This is a genomic window from Agrobacterium tumefaciens (genome assembly GCA_025559845.1).
GTDB lineage: Bacteria > Pseudomonadota > Alphaproteobacteria > Rhizobiales > Rhizobiaceae > Agrobacterium.
The window spans coordinates 1,211,601-1,230,438 of sequence record CP048469.1; the positions used below are offsets into that span (position 1 = coordinate 1,211,601).

The window sequence follows — 18,838 nt, forward strand, 5'->3', positions numbered from 1 at the left end:
GATCTATCGGTTTCAGACGCCGCGAATGTCTTCGAGGATGGACAGCACCATCTGTTTCTTGTCGAGATTGTAGGCGGTTGCGACCGTAATGCGCTCCGAAAGCGTGGAAGAAAGCCGCGCATGCCGCTCTGCGGCATTGATGTCACCGGCAATCGCCAGCGCCCTCGCCTGATCCATCAGCGCTTCGGTGGCATGTTCCATGAAGAAGCCCAGAATGACATCGCCGTCCTTCTGCGCCAGCACGTCGGCCAGCTTGTGCATCAGCTTGCGCGCTGCCGGCCCTTCCGCCGTCATCACCTCTGAAAACGCCTCGACGATATCGCTGCCGCCATAGTTCACCAGCTTCAATGCCTGCGCCACGCTGCCTTTGGAGGCTGCAAGCAGCGCATCGCGCTTTTCGCCGCTGGTGCTGATGTCGAGATTGTCGAGCGCCCGAACCATGTCGTTGTCGGACAGCGGCAGCATGCGCAGCGGCATGCAGCGCGATCGGATGGTCGGCAGCAGCTTTCCCGGCGCATGCGAGAGAACCAGGAACATCGCCCGTTTCGGCGGCTCCTCGAGAATTTTCAGGATCGCGTTGGCGGCGTTGCGGTTCAGATCGTCAGCCGGGTCGATAATGACGATACGCCAGTTGCCGGTGCCCGAGGTCTGCGAGAAGAAGTGCCCTGCCCGCCGCACCTCGTCCACGGTAATGGCGGATTTCACCCGACCGGTCTTTTCATCGACAGGGCGTGTCAGATGCAGAAGATTGTGCGAGGCGCCGGAGGTGATCTGGCGGCTGACCAGCGATTGCGGGTCAGGGTCGGCCATCTCGGCCGGCGCAAGCGCCGGGTCGGGGTGGCTCAGCACATGGTTGGCAAAACGGAAGGCCAGCGTCGCCTTGCCGATACCCTCGGGCCCTTCGATCAGAATGGCATGGTGGCCTTTGCCGGACCGGTAAGATTGCGCCAGAAAGGCTTCCGCCTCGGCGTGACCGAACAGTCTGGTATTCTGCTGCGGAGCGATGGCGCCGTCGAGAACGCCCTGAACCTCGCTCATGGTGTCTCGCCCGCGGTTTCCCTGAACCGCTCCAGCAGAGGCTCGACAAAGGACATCACGTCGTCGGTGACGCGCTCTTCCGGCTGATCGGCATTGACGATGCGGCAGCGGCGCGGTTCGGCAAGCGCAATATCGAGATAGGCTTCGCGGCGCTTTTCATGTGTCTCGATCTCTTCCTTTTCGAAGCGATCGGGCGTTGCCCCCTCATCGGCGCGTTTTCTGGCGCGTGCCAGACCCTTTTCAGCGGCAATGTCGAAGATCAGCGTCAGGTCAGGCACCACACCATCAACGGCGATACGCTGCAATGTCTCGATGAAGTCCGGTTCCAGATTGCCTGTCGTGCCCTGATAGACACGCGAGGAATCGAGAAAGCGGTCGCAGAGCACCACGGCACCCTTGTCCAGTGCCGGACGGATCACCTCTTCGACGTGGTCGTTGCGTGCTGCGGCAAACAGAATGGCTTCCATGCGAACGCCAAATGATTCTGCCGCACCCGACAGCAGCACATGCCGCACCGCCTCGGCGCCTGCGGAGCCGCCCGGCTCCCGCGTCACGATCACATCGAGACCACGCTTGCGCAAAGCCTCGGCAAGCGTGCGAATCTGCGTCGACTTGCCGGCCCCCTCGCCGCCTTCAAAGCTGATGAACAATCCGGTCTTTTCAGACAAAGCGATTTCCTGTGCAGTCTTCTTTTTGAATCCGGGTTCTGTTTAGACCATATCGCCGGCTTGTAAAACAGCCGCGTTCAAAGCCAGAAGAGCAGCAGTTCTTTCAGTGCGCCCGTGGCGTTCTGGGTCAGGGTGCCCTTGCCAACCGCCGTGGTGGCGTAAAGCGGCACTTCACGCAGCAGCCGTTCGCCAGAAAATACCCGAAGCGTGCCGGCATTGGCGCCATTTTCCAGCGGCGCGCGAAGCGGCCAGTTGTAGACTATGCGGCCGGAAAGCCGATCGGGATTGTTGACCGGCACCAGCACGCTGATGTCTTCACCCGGTGCCAGATCGATATGCGAGACATCGCCGCCATAGACGCTGACCGAGCCGACCGCCTCACCCTTTGTAAAGAGATGACGTTTTTCGAAATTCGTCAGGCCCCAGTCCACCACCCGGCGGGCTTCTTCCTGACGGGTCTTTTCGTCGGCAATGCCGGCAAGCGCCAGATAAACGCGCCGTCCGTCACGCCCGGCCGAAACCACGGCGGCGTAGCCACTGCCTTCGGCAAAACCAAGGCCCATGCCGTCAATGCCGACCCCAAGCGCCAAAAGCGTGTTCTTGTTGCGCTGGAAAATCCGGTTCCATTCGAAATCCGGCTTGGTGAAAAGCCCGTACTGATCCGGATAGGTATCATGCAGATGCTGGGCGAGCCGCACCATGTCCTTCGCCGTTGTCTGGTTGCCGAGGTCGGGCAAACCGGTGGAGTTAGCAAAGGTGCTGCGGTTCATGCCAAGTTCTGCCGCCCGTGTCGTCATGCGCTTGGCAAAGGCCGCATCCGACCCCGCCATGCCTTCGGCCACGATGATGCAGCCATCATTGGCGTTCTGCACGATGATGCCAGTCAGGAGATCGTTGATGCCGACGGAGGATTTGAGCTGCGCGAACATCGTCGAGGTTCTGGAGGGCGCCCCGCCCGTTCGCCAGGCGTATTCGGAAACGGGATATTGCGTCTCGGCGGAAACCTCGCCCTTTTTCAGCGCATCCAGCATCACCTCGACCGTCATCAGCTTGGCAAGCGATGCGGGAGGGAAATTCTGGCTTTCATTCTGGGTCAGAAGCACCGTGCCGGTTTCGGCATCGATCATATAGGCCTGTTCGGCCTTGGCAATGAAAGGGGCTGTCTGGGCGCCAGCGCCTGTGCTGCCGGCAACAGCGACTGCAAGCACAACGGAAAGCCGGATGAATGACCGTTGGAATGCCTTGCCCAGATCGCCGCCCAGATCACCGCCCATGTCGCCCCGCATGGCCGCCGTTCAGATAACGGCGGCAGAAAATTCACTTTGACCGTCAGCGCTTCGCGTTCTGACGCTTTACGTAAGCGAGAATGGACTCTTCGTTGAGCGCACCGCGATCTGTCAGAACGCTGTCGAAGGCCTGAGATGCCTTGGAAACGGACGCTTCCTCGGAATAGGCGGCGGCATATTTGGACGACGGCGTCGGAACGCGCAGGTAATGACCGCCGGGATCGTTGGGCGCACGCAGGAAGTCACCGTCCGGGCGCTCGGCCAGGAACGGACCGATTTCCGGCAGAACGGCGAACTGCTCAAACGTCTGCGGCGCGCTGTTGACCAGCGGCATGGCCTGCAGGGCGGCATTCTTCTTGGAACCGACCAGTGCCGTCTGGGTCGAGCCGCTGTAAGACGGGCTGGACGCCGGAACCGGAACGAAATTCGGAGAGGCCGAAGCCACCATCACGCCGGTTGCGATCTGGCCTTCGGGTGCAACGCCTGGAGCGCGCGAGCCCTTCGGAATGTACGAGGCCATCAGGTAAGGCATGTCATGGCCGTCGAGCGGCGCACGTCCGGCATATTGCACGCGCACATTCGCCGTGCCGGTTCTCTTCATGTCGAGAAGGTCAGCGGTCTTGCTGGAAACGTCGATCAGGCGTCCTTCATGGAAAGGACCGCGATCGTTGACGCGCACCAGAACCGACGAGCCGTTTTCCATGTTGGTGATGCGGGCATAGCTGGGCAGCGGGAATGTCGGATGCGCGGCAGACAGGTGTTCCTTGTCGTAGACTTCGCCGTTCGCCGTCAGGCGACCGTGGAATGCGGAGCCGTACCAGGATGCAAGACCGGTCTTGTTGTAGCCCGGCTCTTCCTTCGGGAAATAACGACGTCCCTTCACCGTGTAGGCGTTGCCGACCAGTTCGCGGCCGCCGCCCTTGGGGATGTTGTGGCCATCAGCCACACGCGGGCTGGCCTTCACGCCGTATTCCGATTCGGAGAAATACTCTTTGCTGCGCTTTTGCTTCGGTTTGGTTTCTGAGGTGGTCGAGCACGACGCTGCCGCAGCGCACAGCACGGAAATCGCAAGCAACTTAACGCCCGACTTGGCGTTGATGCCGAGTTTCTTAACCGGAGAATTCAAATCGTCTGTCCCACGCTGCTTGCAGGTCGGTGAACCGCACCCTCTTTTACTTCGATTGCATTGCCCCTGCCATCGAAGCACCTAACAGTCGTTTAATCTTGTGCATAACGTGGCGAAAATGCGAACGACTTCTGCAAAATCGATAAAATTGTAACGAACGTGGTTAATGAAGTGTTGCAAAATGAACCACCTTCGCGGTGGGGCAATCTGCGTAAAACGCTTTTATTACAGCGGTTTAGTCGGAAAATTGGTGTAAAGACACCCGATCCCGCCAATCCGGCGGGATTTTTGCGGCATACATGGCCCGGATTGGCCTGAAATGCCTTATTTCGATGTCGCGGCGTGCAGACGGGCCACCAGATAGTCGTAGCTTTCCATCACCTGCACACGGTCGTTCGGTCCACGAACGATCATCGCGCCCTGTGCCAAAGGCAGGATCTGCAGCACGTGATCGAAGTTGATTGCAAACTTCTGACTGTTGCCAACAGCGGTGACTTCAATCCACATAAATAGCCCCTTCGAGAATCATATTTCCGAAGGATTTTATAAAGGCAGGATTGAAACTCTCAACCGCTTATCGATGCTTGTCAGACAACGAATTGGCTGCCGCAGCGCCGCCAGCCATCACGTCTTCGCCAGTTGCCAGATCAGCCCTGCCGCCAGCACGGCCGGCACGGCGAACACCACGAGCAGGATCGGCAGTTCCTGGGCAATCGTGTAGCCGGCTTTGGTCACCCCAACCGTCAGGTTGACGAGCGACATGACCAGCCACACGGGCACGAACCATTTCGCCCCGGTGACGATGCCAGCGGTATCGCCACCCCAGAGTTTGCCGAACAGGGCAAACAGACCCAACAGAACCGCGCCGCCACCGATGACTGATACCATGTGCATGTCTTGCCCTCGCCCTTTGCCCTCTTGAAAAACGCGGCCTGCCGGATGGACAGACCGCGCCGTGATGTCACTTGGTGGTGTAACCGCCGTTGACCAGAATGGTCTGGCCCGTCATCCACCAGCCATCGGAAACCATGAAGCGGATATAGGGCACGATATCGGCGATATCGGTCAAGCCGGTCTTCGAAAAACCGGAAAGTGCGGCGGCGGTCTTGTGGTAGGCCACGGCATCCGCGCCTTCAGCGGGGTAGAAGAATGGCGTGTCCATCGGCCCCGGCCCGATCGCGGTCACCGAGATACCGCGTTCGCCGAACTCCTTGGAGGCGGCACGGGTAAAATGCTCCACGGGCGCCTTGGTGCCGGCATAACTCGCATAGAATGGCGTATAGGCGCCAAGCAGCGAGGTTACCAGCGTCACCAGCTTGCCGTTGTCGTTCAGGTGCTTCCCCGCTTCCTTGATGAAAAAGAAGGCCGTCTTGGCGTTGACCGCGCTCATGTCGTCATATTCGGCCTCGGAGATATCGAGGATCGGCTTTTTCAGGACCTTGCCGACGGTGTTGATGGCGATGTCCGGCCGGCCGATGGCGGCGACCGCATCGGCAAACAGCCGTTCCATCGCGCCCGCACTCGTCAGGTCTGCCTGAAGTGCGACAGCCTCGGCACCGGCCGCCTTGATGGCCGCCACCGTTGCCTCGGCATCCGCCTTGGTGGCGGCGCTGTTATAGTGGATAGCGATGGCCTTTGCGCCATGCGCGGCCAGATCGCGGGCAATCAGTCCGCCCAGGTTTTTCGCGCCGCCTGCGATGATAACGGTTTTGCCCTTGATGCTGTGATCGGTCATGGGTGGCCTCCTTTGCCAATGGGCGGCCGCATTGCGACCGCTTTCATGCAGAAACCATATCGTCTAGGATTGGCCGATAAAGGCAGTCGTTCTGACATCACTTGTCAGGAAATCCGCACAATAAAGGTGCCCGCATCTTGGACCGTATCGACCTCTTCCGCATCTTTGCGCGTGTTGTTGAATGCTCCAGCTTCACCCGCGCCGCCGATATGCTCGGCGTGCCCCGGTCCTCGGTCTCGGCAGCGGTGCAGGAGCTGGAAGGACGTGTCGGCGCGCGGCTGCTTCACCGCACCACGCGCAGCGTTTCACCCACACAGGATGGCGTTGCCTTCTATGAACGCTGCCAGCGGGTCATCGCCGATGTAGAGGAGACGGAAAACCTCTTCCGCCAGACGGCGGCACAACCATCCGGCCGTCTCCGGATCGACGTGCCGGGCCGCATCGGCCGGCTGATCATCGCGCCTGCCCTGCCCGGCTTTCTCGATCTTTACCCGCAGATCGACATCGATCTCGGTGTCACCGACCGGGCCATCAACCTGATTGAAGACAGCGTCGATTGTGTTCTGCGCGTCGGGCCGTTGCGCGACTCCGGGCTGATTGCACGACCGATCGGCAGATTGCCGCTCATCAATGTTGCGAGCCCCGACTATCTCGCCCGGTACGGAAAGCCGCAGACACCTGACGATCTTGAACGTCACTGGGCGGTGAATTACGCCTCACCCTCCAGCGGCCGGGTCGAGGATTGGGAGTGGATGGAGGACGGTGTGTTGCGTACCAGAGCCATGCGCGGCCGCGTCACCGCCAACAGCGCCGAAGCCTATATCGCCTGCGCACTCGCCGGTCTCGGCCTGATCCAGATCCCGGCTTATGACGTGCGCGCCCACCTGGAGGCCGGTGAACTGGTCGAAGTCATGCCCGGCCACCGTGCCGAAGCCATGCCCATGGCCCTGCTCTACCCCCACCGCCAACACCTCTCCCGCCGCCTGCAGGTCTTCGCAGACTGGCTGGAAACCCTGCTCAAACAGCAGCTTCTGGCTTAGGCAGACGGATGTGAAGTATCACGCGCCCGGACGCCGAGAGCTGCTGCTCGCCAGATCGCACATCGCGTCGATCACCACCTCGGCGAATGGATCGGGCAGGTCGTGGCCCATGCCCTCCACCGGCATGTAGCGCGCACCGGGGATCGAGGCCGCCGTTTCCTCGCCGCAGGCGGGCAGGATCAGCGGATCATCCGTTCCGTGAATGACGAGTGCCGGTGCCGTGATTGTTGCCAGACGGGCCCGCCGGTCGCCTGCCACGGCCATTGCAGCAATCTGGCGCGCAACGCCGGCGGGATCGTGGCTGCGCCTTGCCTCTTCCATCAGGATTGCCGCAAGCGATGCCTCGTCGAACGGACAGGCCGTTCCGGCGATCTTCCGCGCAAAGGCAAGCCGCACCGCCAGAAAGCCATCGGGATCGACAGCGGGATCGGGCGCCGGGCGCATCATCATCGCCATCACCTCGGGCGCGGCCTGCGGCAAGGCCGGGTTGCCGGTGCTCGACATGATCGAGGTGAGAGACAGGGTCCGCGCGGCATTCTCACTCGCCATGATCTGCGCGATCATGCCGCCCATCGAACGTCCCGCGACATGCACCCGCTTGATACCGAGCGCATCCAGAAGCCCGATTGCGTCTGCTGCAATGTCATCAAGCCTGTAGGGCACGACGGGTTGGCCTCCGGCCATCAGCGTGGATGCCAGTGCGGCGAAATCCGGCACGGCAGAGCTGGTAAAATGCGTGGAGCAGCCGGCATCCCGGTTGTCGAAACGGATGACCCGGTAGCCCCTCGCCGCCAGCCCTTCGCAAAAGCCTGTCGTCCAGCGGATCATCTGCGTGCCAAGGCCCGAAATCAGCAGGAACGTTTCATCACCTGGGTTGCCGAAACTCTCCCAGGCAATCTCGATGCCATTGGCCTTGGTGATCGTCAGGGTCATGTCTCACTCGGTCCGTTCGTGGCATCGACTGGCGCAAAGGCGAGCTGCAACGCGTAAGCCCTGATATCGTCAGGCCAGGTGGCGATGAGCCCTTCCAGCGCATTCAGGTCATCGGCAAACAGAGCGCGTGTCGCGTCCTCGTAACCGGGCAGATCCCCGGCCATGGCGTGCATGAACCGATAGGCGGCCTCTTGTGAAAGCCGCTTCTGCTGGCGTGGCTGGGTTGCCTTGCGGGCATTATCCACCAGACGACGCAACGCCGCAGAGGCGCCGCCGGGCTGCGCCGCCAGCCACTCCCATTGTCGCGGCAGCAATGTCACCTCGCGGGCGACAACGCCGAGTTTCGGTCGCCCCCGGCCCTTCTGGTCCTGCGCCTCCCCTGATATCTCCGGTGCCTGCGACATCTGCCGCAGACGCTTCACCACCTCTGTTTCACTGCCGCGAAGATCAAGGTCGATGATGCGGCCCGTCGCATCGTCAAACACCAGCACGCTGTCCGCCGCGTCACCGGCGCGTTTCAGCGAAACGGCTACGTCCGCAAGAGCGCCCTTTGCCATCATCCTATGGCCGGAAAATGCTGTGCAGGATTTGGTCTGGGGATCGGGCATGTCGCGCTCACTCAACTGGATGTGCGGATTAATACCCGGGTATAATTTTCCCGTCAATTCTATCCGGGTAAAAACAGACGCGTGGAAAACTGCCTCTCGTGGCATCAGCGGACGGATGCTATGAACCATGCAAAGCCCAGGGGTTGGATGCCATGACGCAAGCCGCAGAAATAACGTTGGATATGATGAATGTGCTGGAGCGTCAGCGCCTCGCGTTTCTGCAGGATGGCCTGCCCGATCTTGCACTGCGCAGGGCGCGGCTCTCACGGCTGCGCGCTGCCGTTCTTGCCCATCGTCGGGCAATTGGCGATGCCATTTCCCAGGATTTCGGCCATCGCTCGCACCACGAAACCGATCTGATGGAACTGGTCGGCGTTATCCAGTCGATCGATTATCTCAGCCGCAACCTGCCCCGCTTCATGAAACCGGAGCGGCGTCATGTCGATATCCTCTATCAAGGCGGGCATGCCTCCGTGGCCTATCAGCCAAAGGGTGTCATCGGCATCATGGCGCCGTGGAACTACCCGTTTTCGCTGACGATGATCCCGCTTGCCACGGCCCTTGCCGCCGGCAATCGCGCCATGCTGAAACCATCCGAACTGACGCCGCGCATCAGCGAATTGATCCGCGCCATACTGGCAGAGGCATTCCCCGCCGAGGAGGTCTCGGTCGTGCTGGGTGGGCCGGAAGCCGGTGCCGAATTCAGCCGCCTTCCCTTCGATCATCTGCTGTTTACCGGAAGCACGCAGGTCGGCCGCATGGTCATGAAGGCCGCCAGTGAAAACCTCGTGCCGGTCACGCTGGAACTGGGCGGCAAAAGCCCCGCCATCATCGCACGCGGTCACGTCGACAGGCACACGCTCGGAAGTCTGGTGTTCGGCAAACTCTCGAACGCCGGGCAAACCTGCGTTGCCCCGGATTACGCCCTCGTGCATGCGGAGGATCTGGATGCCTTCGTGGCGGGATATGATGGCACCGTCGCCAGCGCCTACCCCGATGGTCCGACGGGCAAGGATTTCACCTCCATCATCAGCGACCGGCATTATCAACGCCTCACGGGCCTGATCGAAGACGCACGACAGAAAGGCGCCCGCATCCTCGAGGTCGGCGTCAAACCCCAGTCCGCTGCCGACAGGCCCAAAACCCTTGCGCCCACGCTCATCCTCGAGACGACCGACGACATGGCCGTGATGCGGGAGGAAATCTTCGGGCCGATCCTGCCCGTGCGGACATGGCAAACCATCGATGAGGTCATCACCCACATAAACGCCCGCCCCCGCCCGCTGGCGCTCTATTATTTCGGCAAGCAGGATGCCGATTGCGAAACGCTGCTCAGCGCCACCACATCAGGCAATGTCGGCATCAACAACACCATGATCCACGTCGCCCAGGACGACCTCCCCTTCGGCGGCATAGGCCCAAGCGGCATGGGCGCCTACCACGGCATAGAAGGCTTCCGCACCATGAGCCACGCCAAAGGCATCTTCACCCAAAGCCGCTGGAACCTCCCCAAACTGCTCCGCCCACCGTTTGGCAGACTGGCAGATGCGTCCTTGGCGTTTTTGCTGGGGCGGAGGGGTGGCGCGTAGATCGCGAGGGCAGGATAGCGGGATTTGATATCTGCTTGATGGTTACTTCGATCTTGGCGTAACCGATCTTACGCAATAAATACGCGTCAAGAAATGTCCGTGGTTGCCTTAATGGCTCGCAACTGAGCCGTACCAATATGACTGAGGCGATGGCTTTCTTTCAATTTGCTTGACACCATGATCTCCGATAGAACCGGCTTCACAACCTTTTGTGCTTAAAAGATGAATATGTTTCCGATTATCGAAGTCGACAACGAGATTGAGGTGATTGAGTATCTCGGCACGAAGGAAAAGTTTTGGTTTAGACGCCAAGGCGAACTTCACCTTTTGAAATTTGGCCGAGAGGGTACCGGAGAAAACTGGGCCGAGAAAATCGCTTGCGAATTATGCGGCTTATTGAATCTCCCACATGCTCACTACGATCTCGCGCAACATTTGGGTCGCCAGGCGGTACTCACCCCTAAAATGAATGAAGAGGGTAGCCGTCTTGTTTTAGGAAACGAAATTATCGGCTCAGCAGGTAAGGCAGACAATGATGGCGCGCGCTTTTACAAATATCGCGGACACACGGTGAGGCGTGTCATCGCTGCTCTAACTAAATTCACTGATGATCCAGACGTTAGCATTAAATATTTTATTGGTTACCTACTTTTAGATGCATGGATTGGAAATGGTGACCGTCACAACGAAAATTGGGGGGTTGTGGTAAACCCAAAAAGGCGCACTATCACACTCGCACCAACGTTTGATCACGCATCAAGTCTAGGTCGCGAACTTTCTGACGAGACACGCGTGAGGCGTCTTGAAACGAAGGATAAGCGTGCTGACGTGCAAGCATATTCCGCAAAGGCGCGCTCAGGTCTGTATGGCGACCAATCCGACGACCGACCACTATCCCCTTATGATGCGTTTCGACAGGCGGGCGTTGCAGGGAAAGATCATATCGAATTTTGGCTGAGTGAACTGGAAGCGATTCCGGAAGTCAAAATTGAACAGTTGTTCGATCGAATACCAGCAGAGTTTATTAGTCAGGAGGCTTCGGCCTTTGGGAAAGCTCTACTAACCATAAACAAAAGAAGACTGTTGGGATGAATGTTGTGAGGACATTTTTTATTCACTGGCAAGACCCAGAAACACGAAGATGGATTCCTGTGGCTAAACTCATCCAAGCCGATAATCTCTTTGTTTTCGGCTACACAAAAGGTGCACGTTTATCTGAAAACTTCCTGCCATTCGGAAGTATGCACGACCTAGATTCTTTGTACGTGTCCCATGAATTATTTCCGATGTTTGCAAATCGGGTGATGAATGAGAAGCGGCCCGAGTACCAGCAATACATGCGATGGGCAGATCTATCCCCAAGCACTTCTGACCCTATCGGATTGATGGCGCGAATTGGCGGTGTGCGCGCAACCGATGGGTTGCAGGTTCTCCCTGTGCCAGAACCGGGCGCCGATGGAAACTACAAAAGCGTGTTCTTCGTCCATGGGATTAGCCATCTGTCATTGTCGTCTCAGCAAGCCGTTAGTACGCTGAAAAAAGGTGATCAACTATATCCACTTCTTGATATCCATAATCCAATTGACGCGAACGCAGTTTGCCTAAGAAGTGGTGACCCGGCATCATTGGTTGGCTACTGCCCAAGGTATCTTGCTCCAGACATGAAGTCACTCGCTGACAGTGTTGGGGCAAACATGAAGTTTAGCGTCCGGGCGGTAAATCAAGATGCCCCAGCTCAGTTTAGGCTATTGTGCGAGGTCACATGCAATTGGCCTGAAGGTTTTGTTCCTTGTGATACGGAAGAGCATCAACTTAATCGGTCGATCAAAATTAACGAACTGATCAAGCTCGTTGACCAATCTGAGCGGGCTCACTCTCCAGCACGTACATCATGGCCTCAAGCGAGAAGTATGATGTGACGATCAAACAAACCGAATCTAATCGTGTCTAATTTTCGAAATTAGGCAATGACTTTTTATTCGGGGCCGGTCTTGGCCCCGTCTCTGTTTAGGTACTCTTCGTAATTTGGGAGCTTACCTTTAAGAAGGCGGGCATCGTCGAATAATCGAATTGCTTAAATGTGATAGGCCCGCATACCGGAGCTTCTACCGCATGTTAGGCCAAAACCGAAATGTGCCGAGCAAATGGCAGATGGGGTGTCTGCCACGTTTAGAGGGTTACGGCCTTGAAAACGAAGCGCATTTTTTCGGCCGTTTTCCGATTATACCCGGGATTGTACCCGGAAAAATAATTGGTTCTTAAGACGCCCTTTTCAGTGTGTCGACCGGCTGTCTGGCGTCCTGCCATGCCTTGATGTCGGCAACCGTCCATCTGACACATCGATCGCCGAGCTGACGCGGGCGTGGGAACGATCCCTGATCCATCCAACGATAGAGTGTCGACGAGCCGATCTTGAGCATGCCCAAGACTTCACTCAACGAGAGATAGGCGTCTAGGGCGATAAGATTTTGTGCGGGGGGCTGGGACATTGTTGCGCTCCAAACAGATTAAAGGGCGCGGTGATAGGCTCACCGCTTTGGAACTGTCCGCAGGAACAATATGGGAACATATGGGATGACATGTCAACCCATGGGAGCCTAAAAATGGATGCAGAATAACCAGACGAGAAGAACGACTGTAGCCGCGGCCAGAACCCTGCCCTGCGGCTTTGCTGCTTCTCTTATGTGTCTTGCCTTAGGTCTCATCATGCCGGCGTCTCCCGATCTCCGCGTGACGGAGGCGAAATGCCTTCAGAATAATTTCGATGATGATAACACCACCGATACCTGTAATGAAACCGCCGACACTCGCCGATTGTTCCTCTGCGATGCTCATGGCGCCGAAGATGAAGTGAAAGAACTTCATCCCGATTGGGCTCAGCCAGTAGGCCGCAGCAGCGCCGACGAGGAACTTCCTCGCGCTTGACGCCCAGCCGGTCCACTCCATCGCAACCGACACTGCAGAACCTGCGATGCCCGCGAAAGCGATCTTCCCCTCAGCAGAATTCCACCATTCCCAGAACGACATCAGCCATCCCTTTTCACGGCGCGAATTACCGTGTTACCGCCCATGTAGAGGCCGGTGTAGATCGTGAATATCCCTAGGAAGGTTGCGAGGTCGAGGCCCACCTCGATCTGCACGGCCACTCCGAAAGACCAGAGCGCCGCGTTCAGAAGCGGGCGGACGATCACGAACCATGCGATGCAGACAAGCATGAGCCACATGCCTGCAGGGCGCCAGAGCCAGCCAAACGAGCTATCCTTGTTCATCTCGGCCAGCATGAGCCGGTTCGCCTCGCGCTGCTGTTCGATCTCGGCAAGGATCAGTTCGGGCGACATTTGCTCCACCCGGCTAACGGCAGCGTCCAGCGTAGTCTGGGGAACGGTAGGAAGCTCCTCAACCGTCACGCCTGCTTGCGCCGCGATCGCGTCGATCAGCGTCCCGCCAAGTTCGCCCGCAGTGCCTCCGACTTGGTTCTGTAAGATGGCCTTGACGGTCGTAGCTCCCACACGGAGAGCTGCACCAAGAAGGATCGACGTCAGCGCGCTCATGCTGCTACCTCGTTGTAGGCTTCGACGCGGGCATCGGCGGCGCGCTTCTTGGCGATGAAGATTGCTGTGGCGACGGCACCAGCCGCGACGAGTGCCACCAACACCCAGACCGTCGTCATGTCGGTGACGGCAGATGGCTCAACGACCGGGGCGGCTACAGGGGCAGACGAGGCTGCGGCGGTTGTCGTGGCAACCTTCTTGGCTGCAGTCGCTTCCTTGGCCGACGCCTGGGCCTCGTATGCTGCCTTCTCACGCACCTTTGTTTCGCTCATTCCCATGGCCGCGAGAGCCATTGCCACGCCCTTCGCCTCGATATCAGCGACACGACGGCCCCAGCCCTTGCCGAAGGTTTTCCAGATGGCGAGGGACTGCATGAAGGACAGACGGGCGCGGCAGATCTTTTTGACGGTCTCGCTGTGATCGTTGCTGCCGGTCGATGCTTTCAGCCATTTGATGCCTCGAGAGACCCCCGAGTTGACCGACGCATCGTACACGGCGAGATCCACGCCGGGGAACAGATCAAACTTTACTGCAGTGGGGTTCCAATACTGCTCGCGGTAGATTTGCAGTGCTTCGGACATCGAGATGTTCCGGACCGGCTTCAAGGCGAGACCGCGAGCTTTCAGCCAGGCGTGATAGACGGCCTCTGTGATGCCGTACATCGTCTTGCCGCCGGGGTCTGCTTTGTGGTCGCTCCAGCCACCTTCCCATGCAGCTGTAATTGGGTGGCAAACATCAAATCTGTCAGTCATGAGGGCGCTCCGAAGAAGGGGCCGCACTCATGCGCTAGCGATCCGTTTCAATATCATGTGCCAGTTGTTGCAACAATCCGCCAAATCCAGTATTTAGAGAGCAGATGCGCATGAGTGCTGTTTGATCCCGAACCGGAGACATCACTCATGACCAAGACTGTGGTTGCCTTTGGCGATCCGAAAGCGCAGAAGAAGTGGTCTGGCGCACTCTTCATCGACATCACCAAGAAAAGCTACTTTGACCGCAAGTTCATCGGCACGTCCGACGAATTCGCGATCCAGCGCCTAACCGACCTCGAGTCGGAAGCAGGCGACCAGATCAGCTTTGACTTGTCGGTTCAGCTCCGCAATCGCCCGACCTACGGTGACCAGCGCCTCGAGGGCAAGGAAGAAAGCCTTCGCTTCTTCACTGACCAGATCAAGATCGACCAGATGCGCCACGGCGTTTCCGCTGGCGGCAAGATGAGCCGCAAGCGTACCGCGCACAACATGCGTCAGATCGGCAAGAACCGTCTCTCCGACTACTGGTCGAAGTTCAACGATCAGATGATCTTCATCTACATGTCCGGTTCCCGCGGCATCAATGAAGACTTCATCGAAACGACTGCTTGGACCGGCCACGCCGAAAATCCGATCGAAGCGCCGGATGCCGACCATATCCTGTACGGCGGCGACGCGACGGCAAAGGGTAACCTCGATACGGCGGACATCATGTCCCGTTCTGTCATCGAGCGCGCTCAGACCAAGGCCCGCATGATGTCGGCCAAGGATCCGAAGAACGCCAACATGATGCCGATCATGATCAACGGCGAATCCCACTACGTCTGCGTCATGAACCCGTTCCAGGAACATGACCTGCGTAACAACGATCAGGGCGGCTGGCTGGAAATCCAGAAGGCGGCGGCAACGGCAGAAGGCCGCAGCAACCCGATCTTCAAGGGTGGCCTTGGCATGGTCAACAACACCGTGCTTCACAGCCATGAGTGGGCGATCCGCTTCAATGACTATGGCGCTGGCAACAACGTCGCCGCTGGCCGTGCTCTGTTCATGGGTCGCCAGGGTGGCGTGATTGCCTTCGGTTCCGCTGGTGGCTTCCGCTACACGTGGACCGAAGAGACCAAGGACCATGGCAACGAGCCGGTTGTCGCGTCTGGCGTTATCGCCGGGGTCAAAAAGACGCGCTTCAACGGTCGCGATTACGGCGTGATCTCGATCGACACCGCTTCGAAAGACCCGAACGCCTGATGATCTGCCCGGGCTAGTCCCGGGCACTTCCTTTCGCCACCGCGATCTAACCCTCAAAGGAACATGCTCATGGCGCTCATTCAGAGCAAATACGCTAAAGGGACCGAGCCCCTTTCCTACCCTTCGACTGCTGGCGAAGCGGTCGCGATCCGCTTCTCTCATCAGTTGGCAGCAAACCCAGCCGCCGGTGACATTCTTGAGCTGGCGTGCATTCCGTCGAATTGCCGCGTCGCTGAGATTGTCCTCGACTGCGACGATCTCGACAGCAACGGCGCTCCGACTGTCGTCTTTGACGTCGGCATCATGAGCGGTGCGTTCGGCGAAGAGAGCAACGCGCGCACCTGCGGCGCAGAATTCTTCTCCGGTTCAAACGTCGCACAAGCCGGCGGCGTTGCTCGCCCAACGGTTCGCACTGCCTACCGCACGACCCCCTCAAACATCGATCGCAGTATCGGTGTGAAATTCACCGCTATCTCGGCGACCTTCCAGGCGGGCTCTATCGGCCTCACTGTCTTCCTGACCACCGAGTAAGCCCCTCGACGGTTGGTTGCGACAAGGGGCTCACAAGCCCCTTTTTCTTTCAAGGAGCGGATTATGAAAACTGTCATCGAGTGCCTGCTGGGGGCGACTGAACAAACCATTGGCGGCATCACCTACAGCTTCGACCGTGACGAACATGGCCGTTACGTCAACGAAGTGAACAGCGTTCTCCACCGCTCGATCTTCCTCAACGTAGTTCACTACAAGGAAGTGCCGTTAGATCCTCCTGTCCCCGACGATCAGGAAATCCCTGCGTTCCTCTCCGGGCAGGCAGGCGCGGCCACTGACGCCGCGGACGATTCCGAAACCGTGAGCGACGAAGATGCCAACGATGAAGGTAGCGACGCGGACGACGGGGATGCATCCGTGCCGGAAGCTGCGCCCGCAGAAGACACCGGCGAGAACGAGCCGTCCGAACCTGCACCGGTAGCACCCGCTGCCAAAAAGGCCACCAGCAAGAGCAAGTAAGCCATGCCCAAGGCAAGTGAAGTGATGAAGAGCGCCAGCGTCCTCCTGTTGGACGAAGACAATGTGCGCTGGCCGCTTTCAGAGCTTGCCGACTGGATCAACGATGCGGTCAAGGCGATCATTCTCGCCAAGCCTTCCGCATCGTCTCGCACGGCGCAATACCCGCTCGAGCAGGGCACCTACCAGAAGATCCCTGAGACGCTGGACGGGGTGACGCCGCTGCAGCTCCTTGGCGTCAACCACAACATCATCGACACCGTTAAGAACATCGGCGGGCGAGCCATCCGCACCGCCTCGCGATCGATGCTCGATTCCCACGAACCGAATTGGCGTAATCCCGCCTACGCACCGTTTGCGAAAGAAGTGCGCCAGGTCACGTTCGACGAAAACGTGCCGCTCGAATTCGAGTGCTACCCGGGCAATACCGGCAACGGCGTGGTGCAGATCGCGATTTCGTACCTCCCTGCCCGCGTCGCACCCGTCACCGGCCGTGATGTGGCAACGCTCGAGGCGTGGGACGTTAGTGTCGGTGTGCCCGAGCCCTACACCGTCCCCTTGATCGACTACGTGCTGTTCAAAGCCTTCTCGAAGGATGACATCGCTGGCGATCCAACAAAGGCGATGACGCACTATCAGACATTCGCGACTGCGCTTGGCATCAAAGTGCAGGGTGAAGCGGCTGCTAATCCGAATAGGAGGCGGTGATGCGCGACATAGACGATATGCTGCCGTTCGTCCTTCCCTTCGCGCCGAACTGCGCCGATTTGACCGCCTATCGATGCATTCGTGAAGCAGCTCGAGAGGTTTGCGAAAAAGTCGACATCTGGCGCGAGAAAGACACGATCAGTGTCACCGACATTGACGGTGAATGCCTTTCGACGTTCGGTGACGCAGAGGTGAAGAAGATCGAGGCCGCGGCGCTGGACGGCATCCGCCTCGAGCCTAAATCCCCTGAATGGCTCGATGCGAACCAGCCGGGCTGGGACGGCGACAACGAGAACCAAGCACAGGCGCGTTTCATAACGCAGATCACGCCAGGCAAGATTGTTGTCGTCCCCCGTATGACGGGCACGCTCTCCGTTCGCCTCATTCTCAAGCCATCGCTCAAGGCAATGACGCTGCCTGACTTCATCGTCGACAAGTATGCGACCGAGATCGGCAGAGGCGCTGCAGGAAGGGTGCTGATGCTGCCGAACGACGACGGCGGGGCCAATCCCGCTATGGCGACGGCCCTGCTCTCTGAATTCAATCTATTCCTCGACCGCCTGCCGATGATGGCCGCAAAGGGCCAGCAGGGCGCGCGCCCGAGAACGAAAGCGAGCTTTTACTGATGCCAGCCAGCACCTACGCCGCCAATGCCATATTGAACCAATTCCTTCGTGGGGTTGCTGCAGCGCCACCGACACGGCTGTACGTCTCGCTTCACACAGCGGACCCGGGAAACACTGGCACGTCGGAAGTCGCGACTGCAGCTTGGCCCGCATACACTCGTCTCGACGCTGCGCTGGGGGGCGCTGTGGCGTCGGGCTTCACCGCCGCGGCGGGGAAAGCCTGCACCAACGCCAAAGAGCTGCTCTACCCGCCTCACAACGGCGCGGCCCCCATCACCGTGACACACTTCGCGATTTGGACAGATCCTCTCGCCGGTGAGATGGTGATGCAAGGCGAGCTGATCGCGCCAAAGACACTCAACCCAACCGACGAATGTATCATCCACGCCAACGACCTCGACATCGTGGTGGTCTGATGGATAGCCGCGGCTCCACAAATGGCGCTGAGGTGAATGCCTTCGCGGTCAACACTGGAAACTTCATCGTCGATGTTCCGGCATCGGCGCAAACTTCTGTGACGCCCTCCCTCTCGCTGATCCGCCGCATCGCCGCCCGTAGCGTGGATGTTCTGGCAGTCGCAGGAAATGTGATGCTGACCGCTCGCCGACGCGCAACAGCCGCGGCTCAAGTGACTGTCGACGGAGCGGCCTTGCTAGCTCGTCGAGCCGCAGCTCGAGCCACGTCACAAGCAACTATCGACGCCGGTGCGGCGCTCACTCGTCGCATCACCGCCTTGTCTACAGCCACAATCACGATTGACGGCAAGGTGTTTCTCGCCTGGCGCTACCTGCGCCGTGCCACGCCGAACCGGATCATGCGCATCCAGCCTGTACGTGCTTTCGTCGTCGGACCAGAGCTGCGCCGCTTGATCGTGCCTCGAGACATTTCTGTGATGCGCCTGCCTCGGGAACAGGGAGCGATGCCATGA

At 58.9% G+C, this 18,838-nt stretch carries 24 protein-coding genes; 11 read left to right on the forward strand and 13 right to left on the reverse strand.

Annotated features, from left to right (window positions below; genetic code table 11):
- Positions 1-12: 12 nt before the first annotated feature.
- From FY156_05950 to FY156_05980, 7 genes are all read right to left on the reverse strand, one after another.
- A complete protein-coding gene (locus FY156_05950; GenBank protein UXS01068.1) occupies positions 13-1,038 on the reverse strand; it encodes a DNA polymerase III subunit delta' in 1,026 nt (341 codons plus the stop codon).
- On the reverse strand, positions 1,035-1,706 hold the full coding sequence (locus FY156_05955; protein ID UXS01069.1) for a dTMP kinase: 672 nt from the start codon (positions 1,704-1,706) through the stop codon (positions 1,035-1,037). Before FY156_05955 ends, FY156_05950 begins: the two co-directional genes overlap by 4 nt.
- Before the next feature lie 77 nt (positions 1,707-1,783).
- The gene (locus FY156_05960) at positions 1,784-2,980 is read right to left on the reverse strand and encodes a D-alanyl-D-alanine carboxypeptidase (GenBank protein ID UXS01070.1); all 1,197 of its coding nucleotides are present in this window, start codon (positions 2,978-2,980) and stop codon (positions 1,784-1,786) included.
- Between the two features lie 55 nt (positions 2,981-3,035).
- Positions 3,036-4,118, reverse strand: a complete 1,083-nt coding sequence (locus FY156_05965; GenBank protein ID UXS01071.1) for a septal ring lytic transglycosylase RlpA family protein — start codon at positions 4,116-4,118, stop codon at positions 3,036-3,038.
- 324 nt (positions 4,119-4,442) lie between these two features.
- Positions 4,443-4,625: a hypothetical protein gene (locus FY156_05970; protein UXS01072.1), complete on the reverse strand. Its 183-nt coding sequence runs from the start codon at positions 4,623-4,625 to the stop codon at positions 4,443-4,445.
- Between the two features lie 117 nt (positions 4,626-4,742).
- Complete coding sequence (locus FY156_05975) at positions 4,743-5,012, reverse strand: hypothetical protein (GenBank protein UXS01073.1); 270 nt, start codon at positions 5,010-5,012, stop codon at positions 4,743-4,745.
- A gap of 67 nt (positions 5,013-5,079) precedes the next feature.
- Positions 5,080-5,853: an SDR family oxidoreductase gene (locus tag FY156_05980; protein UXS01074.1), complete on the reverse strand. Its 774-nt coding sequence runs from the start codon at positions 5,851-5,853 to the stop codon at positions 5,080-5,082.
- 137 nt (positions 5,854-5,990) lie between these two features.
- On the opposite strand from FY156_05980, the gene FY156_05985 reads away from it, so the two are divergent.
- A complete protein-coding gene (locus FY156_05985) occupies positions 5,991-6,893 on the forward strand; it encodes a LysR family transcriptional regulator (GenBank protein ID UXS01075.1) in 903 nt (300 codons plus the stop codon).
- Positions 6,894-6,911: 18 nt separating this feature from the next.
- Here the strand turns inward: FY156_05985 and FY156_05990 are convergent, their stop codons facing one another.
- Positions 6,912-7,820 carry an alpha/beta hydrolase gene (locus FY156_05990; protein ID UXS03038.1) on the reverse strand — a complete coding sequence of 303 codons (909 nt, stop codon included), beginning with the start codon at positions 7,818-7,820 and terminating at the stop codon, positions 6,912-6,914.
- Positions 7,821-7,822: 2 nt separating this feature from the next.
- Positions 7,823-8,434 (reverse strand): DUF2239 family protein, encoded by a 612-nt coding sequence (locus tag FY156_05995; GenBank protein UXS01076.1) that lies wholly within the window; start codon positions 8,432-8,434, stop codon positions 7,823-7,825.
- Positions 8,435-8,586: 152 nt separating this feature from the next.
- Here FY156_05995 and FY156_06000 point away from each other — a divergent pair, with 152 nt between their 5' ends.
- The 3 genes from FY156_06000 (at position 8,587) to FY156_06010 (ending at position 11,942) form a co-directional block, all read left to right on the forward strand.
- Positions 8,587-10,023 (forward strand): coniferyl aldehyde dehydrogenase, encoded by a 1,437-nt coding sequence (locus FY156_06000; protein ID UXS01077.1) that lies wholly within the window; start codon positions 8,587-8,589, stop codon positions 10,021-10,023.
- 228 nt (positions 10,024-10,251) lie between these two features.
- Entirely contained in the window at positions 10,252-11,115 is an 864-nt protein-coding gene (locus FY156_06005) for a phosphatidylinositol kinase (protein ID UXS01078.1), read from the forward strand.
- A gap of 59 nt (positions 11,116-11,174) precedes the next feature.
- Entirely contained in the window at positions 11,175-11,942 is a 768-nt protein-coding gene (locus tag FY156_06010) for a restriction endonuclease (GenBank protein UXS01079.1), read from the forward strand.
- Positions 11,943-12,281: 339 nt separating this feature from the next.
- On the opposite strand, the gene FY156_06015 is transcribed toward FY156_06010, so the two are convergent.
- The 4 genes from FY156_06015 to FY156_06030 all read right to left on the reverse strand — a co-directional run bounded on the left by FY156_06015 (position 12,282) and on the right by FY156_06030 (position 14,326).
- The gene (locus FY156_06015; protein ID UXS01080.1) at positions 12,282-12,512 is read right to left on the reverse strand and encodes an AlpA family phage regulatory protein; all 231 of its coding nucleotides are present in this window, start codon (positions 12,510-12,512) and stop codon (positions 12,282-12,284) included.
- 205 nt (positions 12,513-12,717) lie between these two features.
- Positions 12,718-13,050 carry a hypothetical protein gene (locus FY156_06020; GenBank protein ID UXS01081.1) on the reverse strand — a complete coding sequence of 111 codons (333 nt, stop codon included), beginning with the start codon at positions 13,048-13,050 and terminating at the stop codon, positions 12,718-12,720.
- Complete coding sequence (locus tag FY156_06025) at positions 13,050-13,574, reverse strand: hypothetical protein (protein ID UXS01082.1); 525 nt, start codon at positions 13,572-13,574, stop codon at positions 13,050-13,052. The genes FY156_06020 and FY156_06025 overlap by 1 nt, the downstream gene beginning before the upstream one ends.
- Positions 13,571-14,326 (reverse strand): secretion activator protein, encoded by a 756-nt coding sequence (locus FY156_06030; protein UXS01083.1) that lies wholly within the window; start codon positions 14,324-14,326, stop codon positions 13,571-13,573. The genes FY156_06025 and FY156_06030 overlap by 4 nt, the downstream gene beginning before the upstream one ends.
- 147 nt (positions 14,327-14,473) lie before the next feature.
- Here FY156_06030 and FY156_06035 point away from each other — a divergent pair, with 147 nt between their 5' ends.
- The 7 genes from FY156_06035 to FY156_06065 all read left to right on the forward strand — a co-directional run bounded on the left by FY156_06035 (position 14,474) and on the right by FY156_06065 (position 18,838).
- Entirely contained in the window at positions 14,474-15,571 is a 1,098-nt protein-coding gene (locus FY156_06035; GenBank protein ID UXS01084.1) for a N4-gp56 family major capsid protein, read from the forward strand.
- A gap of 69 nt (positions 15,572-15,640) precedes the next feature.
- Positions 15,641-16,102 carry a hypothetical protein gene (locus FY156_06040; GenBank protein ID UXS01085.1) on the forward strand — a complete coding sequence of 154 codons (462 nt, stop codon included), beginning with the start codon at positions 15,641-15,643 and terminating at the stop codon, positions 16,100-16,102.
- A gap of 63 nt (positions 16,103-16,165) precedes the next feature.
- Entirely contained in the window at positions 16,166-16,579 is a 414-nt protein-coding gene (locus tag FY156_06045) for a hypothetical protein (protein UXS01086.1), read from the forward strand.
- A gap of 3 nt (positions 16,580-16,582) precedes the next feature.
- A complete protein-coding gene (locus tag FY156_06050) occupies positions 16,583-17,284 on the forward strand; it encodes a hypothetical protein (GenBank protein UXS01087.1) in 702 nt (233 codons plus the stop codon).
- Complete coding sequence (locus tag FY156_06055; protein UXS01088.1) at positions 17,284-17,910, forward strand: hypothetical protein; 627 nt, start codon at positions 17,284-17,286, stop codon at positions 17,908-17,910. Before FY156_06050 ends, FY156_06055 begins: the two co-directional genes overlap by 1 nt.
- Entirely contained in the window at positions 17,910-18,326 is a 417-nt protein-coding gene (locus FY156_06060) for a hypothetical protein (GenBank protein UXS01089.1), read from the forward strand. The genes FY156_06055 and FY156_06060 overlap by 1 nt, the downstream gene beginning before the upstream one ends.
- On the forward strand, positions 18,326-18,838 hold the full coding sequence (locus FY156_06065; protein UXS01090.1) for a hypothetical protein: 513 nt from the start codon (positions 18,326-18,328) through the stop codon (positions 18,836-18,838). The genes FY156_06060 and FY156_06065 overlap by 1 nt, the downstream gene beginning before the upstream one ends.